Origin of the sequence: Algibacter sp., assembly GCF_049667265.1 — a bacterium.
Lineage (GTDB): Bacteria > Bacteroidota > Bacteroidia > Flavobacteriales > Flavobacteriaceae > Algibacter_B.
In genome coordinates this window covers 1-4076 of sequence record NZ_JBATHX010000242.1, presented here as the reverse complement: position 1 = coordinate 4076, position 4076 = coordinate 1, and the positions used below count along the sequence as shown (strand labels likewise).

The window sequence follows — 4076 nt, the reverse complement described above, 5'->3', positions numbered from 1 at the left end:
AATATTATCCGATAGCCTTTTTATAGGGCAAAACAAAAATGAAATTAAGGCACTTTTAGGAAAACCTGAGTGGTTTGGATGGGATGATGCTTTGAAAGTTAATTCGGAAGAAAAATGGAATTATAATTTAGGTTTTAAACCCGGAGCATTTAATAATATGCAAGAATGTTTAGAGCTTGAATTTAACAATAATACGGTTGAATCGATAAGACCTTATCAATTAGAAAAAACCTTTGAATAAGACTATAAAACACATATTAATACTCGTGATTGCTTTAATTGCTATTAATTTTATTAGCAGTAAAGTTTATAAACGATTCGATTTAACGGCCGATAAACGCTATACTTTAAGCGCATCTGCTAAGCAGATTATTAATGATTTAAACTCGCCAATTGTGGTTGATGTATTTTTAGAAGGTGAAGATTTTCCTTCGGAATTTAGACGACTTCAAAACGAAACCAGACAATTATTAGAAGAATTTGCTGCTACAAGCAACCATATTGTTTTCAACTTCATTAATCCGTTAGAGGATGAATCAACACGAGAGCGCAACATTCAACAACTCACACAACGTGGATTAACACCAATGCAATTAAGTGTTCAAGAAAGTGGCAAATCATCACAAGCCGTTATTTTTCCTTGGGCATTGGCAAGTTATAATGATCAAACAGTTCTGATTCCTTTGGTTAAAAATAAAATTGGTGTGTCTCAACAGGAATTGGTTAATAATTCGGTTCAGAATTTAGAATATGCATTTGCTGATGGTTTTAGTAAATTAACCAAACCAAAACGTCGTAAAATTGCTATTTTAAAAGGCAACAAAGAACTGGAAGACAGGTACATTGCCAACTTTATACAAAAATTGGGCGAGTATTATTACATCGCTCCTTTTACTTTAGATAGCGTTGCTTTAAATCCGCAAAAAACCCTTAAAGCTATTGAGGATTACGATTTAATAATTTCGGCAAAACCAACAGAAGCTTTTACCGAAGAAGAAAAATTTGTTTTGGACCAATATACCATGAACGGTGGAAAAAGTCTTTGGCTTATTGATGCTGTAGCCATGGAAAAAGACAGTTTATACAATGCCACAGGAACCAATTATGCCGTTGCAAGAGATTTGAATTTAACCGATTTCTTTTTCAAATATGGTGTTCGTATTAATCCAAATATGGTAAGCACCCTTTACTCCGCTCCTATTACTTTGGCTATGGGCGAAGGTAGCCAGTCGCAATTTCAACACTTAAAATGGCCGTATTCGCCATTGGCAGGTTCTAGTAGCAATCACCCAATTGTTAACAATTTGAATTTAGTAAAATTTGATTTTGCTAACCAGATTGACACTTTAAAAAACACCCTTAAAAAAACCATTCTTCTTGAAACTGCACCATTAACAAAATTGGAAGGCACACCACGAGAGGTAAGTTTGGAGCTGGTAACCAAAGAACAAAACCCACAAAGTTTCAATAAAGGCAATCAAACCCTAGCCGTTTTATTGGAAGGAGAATTCCAATCGGTTTACAGTAATCGTGTGAAGCCTTTTGAAATTTCAGAAGATAAAAACACAAGCATTCCAACAAAAATGATAATAATCTCCGACGGTGATGTTATAAAAAATGAGCTCGCTAAAAACAAACCACTAGAATTAGGTTTCGACCGGTGGACTGGACAAACCTATGGCAACAAAGAATTTTTACTGAATGCCGTTAATTACTTATTGGACGATAATGGACTTATAAACATTCGATCAAAAAAAATTGCCGTAGCATTTCTAAATCAGCAAAAAATAGCTTCCCAGAAAACCAAGTGGCAACTTGTAAACATCTTACTTCCACTAGTTTTACTGGGTGTTTTTGGTTTTATCTTCAACTACCTAAGAAAGAAAAGGTACGCTTCTTAAATGTTAATAAGTTTGTTTCCAAATAAGGACTGTTTGGAATATATTTGTAAGTAGTGAATTTGGAAAACTAAACTCCGTTATTTAGATGAAATTTATAGTATCAAGTACCTATTTATTAAAACAATTACAGGTTTTAGGTGGCGTAATTAACAGCTCGAACACCTTACCTATTTTAGATAATTTCTTATTTGAATTAGACAAAAGCCAACTTACTGTTTCTGCAAGTGATTTAGAAACTACCATGGCTTCAACTTTAGAGGTTGAAAGCGAAAGTAAAGGTAGTGTGGCTATTCCAGCACGTTTGTTATTAGATACTTTAAAAACATTCCCGGAGCAGCCTTTAACGTTTGTTGTTGAAGACAATAATACAGTTGAAATTAGCTCTAACCACGGTAAATATGCTTTGGCTTACGCCGATGGAAATGAATTTCCGAAAGCTGTAGCACTTGAAGACCCAAGTAAAACCGTTTTATCTGGTGATGTTTTAGCAACAGCCATTAGTAAAACCATTTTTGCCGCTGGAAACGATGATTTACGCCCTGTAATGAGTGGTGTGTTTTTTCAGTTTTCTACCGAAGGTTTAACTTTTGTTGCTACCGATGCACACAAATTGGTTAAATACACACGTGAAGATGTAAAAGCAAATCAGGTGGCTGAGTTTATAATGCCTAAAAAACCTTTGAATTTATTGAAAGGCATTTTAGCAGCTAGTGAAGATGATGTGACTATTGAATACAATGAAAGTAACGCAAAATTTACATTTGAGAATTCTGAATTGATTTGTCGTTTGATTGACGGAAAGTATCCGAATTACGAAGCGGTAATCCCGAAAGAGAACCCGAATAAATTAGTGATTGATAGAAATCAGTTTTTAAATTCTGTGCGTCGTGTTAGTATTTTCTCAAACAAAACAACGCACCAAATTCGTTTAAAAATTGCTGGAGCTGAATTGAATATTTCTGCTGAAGATATTGATTACAGTAACAAAGCTGAAGAGCGTTTAACTTGTGATTATCAAGGTGATGATATGCAAATTGGGTTTAACTCGCGTTTTTTAACTGAAATGCTGAATAATTTAAATGCTGATAATGTACAGTTAGAAATGAGCATGCCAAATAGAGCTGGAATTTTAACTCCAGTTGATGGATTGGATGATGGCGAACATATTACTATGCTTGTTATGCCTGTAATGTTGAATAACTAAATTCCTGCGAAGGCAAGAATCTTACGATATAAAAGCAGTAATCTTTAATTAGGTTGCTGCTTTTTTTATTTTTTTTGACTTTATAAAAAATTCAGCTAAATTCGTTGACGAACTGATAAAGAATAGCAATAAACCTCTAGATAATGAAAATAATAAAAATTATGGTTCTCATTTTTATTACTGTTTTTATTTTGGCAGTTTCGTTTTACTTATTTAATAGATTCTCGTTCTCAAAAGCATACCCATTTTATGAAGTTTCTGCGGAAAAGAATACTACACTTACTGTTGGTATCATTGGTGATAGCTGGGTGGATGGTAGCGTTCTGGATTCTAATTTAAGGGATGCCTTTATTAAAAACAGTATGGCATGCAACATCATATCTTCAGGAAATTCGACAGCAAGAAGTAAATTAATTTATGAAAACCTGTTTAAAGAAAGTACAGATAAATACTCCTCAAAACATGTTATTAAAAGTCGTCCGGATTATTGTATTGTAATTGCTGGTGTGAATGATACGCACGGTCAAATTGGGCCGGAATTTTATGCCCACCACATAAAATTGATTATTAAAACTCTACTCCACTATAACATTAAACCTGTTATTGTTGAACTTCCTGAATATGGCATTGTTGAAGCCACAAACGATATGGGTTTTATCAGAAAATATAGAAGTATTATATCATCCAAAATAAATAATAAAGGCGAAATTGATAATATTAAAACGTACAGAATTGCATTAACCAATGTATTAAAAAAGGAAAATTTAACTGATAAAATTATTTTTGTTGATTTTGAGAAGGTTTGTGCCGATTTTGAAACTTGCAAAACTATTTATAAACCAGATGGCCTCCATTTGAATAGTGACGGAAATAAACTATTAAGCGACGTTATTGCTAAGAAAATTGCCGAAACACATCCAACTAACCAAATTCCCAATAAATAGCGAATAAGCCCGCGTTAAGGATTGAGG

At 33.6% G+C, this 4076-nt stretch carries 3 protein-coding genes and 1 pseudogene; all 4 read left to right on the top strand.

Annotated features, from left to right (window positions below; translation table 11 throughout):
* A pseudogene (locus tag WBN21_RS09130) lies at nt 1–241 on the top strand (hypothetical protein); the annotation flags it as partial.
* Nucleotides 242–245: 4 nt separating this feature from the next.
* Nucleotides 246–1901: a gliding motility-associated ABC transporter substrate-binding protein GldG gene (gene gldG, locus WBN21_RS09125; RefSeq protein WP_424199552.1), complete on the top strand. Its 1656-nt coding sequence runs from the start codon at nt 246–248 to the stop codon at nt 1899–1901.
* Between the two features lie 85 nt (nt 1902–1986).
* The gene (gene dnaN / locus WBN21_RS09120; RefSeq protein ID WP_424199550.1) at nt 1987–3105 is read left to right on the top strand and encodes a DNA polymerase III subunit beta; all 1119 of its coding nucleotides are present in this window, start codon (nt 1987–1989) and stop codon (nt 3103–3105) included.
* Between the two features lie 143 nt (nt 3106–3248).
* Nucleotides 3249–4049, top strand: a complete 801-nt coding sequence (locus WBN21_RS09115; protein WP_424199548.1) for an SGNH/GDSL hydrolase family protein — start codon at nt 3249–3251, stop codon at nt 4047–4049.
* Nucleotides 4050–4076 lie beyond the last annotated feature (27 nt).